1 protein-coding gene is annotated in these 1,059 nt (G+C 63.5%); it reads left to right on the top strand.

Annotated features, from left to right (window positions below; all coding sequences use genetic code 11):
* Window positions 1-308 precede the first annotated feature (308 nt).
* Complete coding sequence (locus J0A65_RS23955; protein WP_206596776.1) at window positions 309-704, top strand: Ig domain-containing protein; 396 nt, start codon at window positions 309-311, stop codon at window positions 702-704.
* Window positions 705-1,059 lie beyond the last annotated feature (355 nt).

Genomic DNA, 1,059 nt, shown 5'->3' on the forward strand with positions numbered 1-1,059 from the left:
GCTGAGTATTTTCGTTTCGGCGATGGCATAGGCTCTTCTGCAGACGGGGTCGGTGCGCCGCGATTTTACCCGAGCGGCCTGCCCGCAAAGGGAACGGATTCATGTTCACCCAGGCGCTTTCGACTTATGCTCGCGCCTCGGCGGCTCGATGTCGTAGCGGCAGGCAGCCACACTCCAGGCAAGTTGCAGGGGTCGCCGGCCAGCGCGCCGACGATACAGGAGGGAATGAGCAGCCCCCTTCGGCAGTGTTGCCGTCCATCTGCTCGGGCCGCAGTAGCGACTCGCCGAATCTGGCTGAAAGGACTCCCATGCTGCGAAAGTCATTGCTGATTGCATCCATCCCGCTGCTGCTCACAGGCTGCGAAACGCTGCTGCAAGGCGCCATGAGCATGGGCTGTGCGCTGAATGCCGGGCCGGTGCTGCACCCTGAAAGCCTGCCGGCAGGTCGAATGGGCGAGGCCTACAGCGTCAGGCTCGCGGTCAGCGACGCTCCGGCGCCGGTGCTTGGCATCTACGTGAACGATTCGCAGCCCCTGCCGCCGGGCCTGCGCATCGAGCACCAGGAGCGTGACGACCATGGCTGGATCAGCGGCACGCCGACCCGCCCGGGCAGCTACGAGGTTCATCTCGTCGCCCTCACCTATGGCACGCAGTGCGCCGGCCGACGCGCCGAGCGCACCTACAGGCTGCAGATCGCCGAGTAACGCCGCTCACCGCCACGTGAGCGGCCGTAGCCGGAGACGATTGGCGCAGCCCATCGACCGAACCCGCCTGCACGGCTGGCCTCATACGCCTCGTGCAACAACGCCATGACACGTGCAGCGTTCTCTACAATGCTCTGCGCTTGCTCGCGGTGTGGGGCATGCCGAAGGGCTTTCAGCGCAAAAATGAATCGATCCAGAGCTGGCTGGTCTTGCGGCCAAACCGCGAAGCGTTGAGCCTACTGGTGGATATCGCTTTCGATGTCTGAAAAATTGCTGATCTTCACTGAACCATCGGGAAACCGGGCAACGACATCCAGTTGACCGCCCATGGCTTCGATGTGGCTACGCAATGTGG

The sequence above is a fragment of the Bowmanella yangjiangensis genome (assembly GCF_017255015.1).
In the GTDB taxonomy this organism is placed as follows: domain Bacteria; phylum Pseudomonadota; class Gammaproteobacteria; order Enterobacterales; family Alteromonadaceae; genus Bowmanella; species Bowmanella yangjiangensis.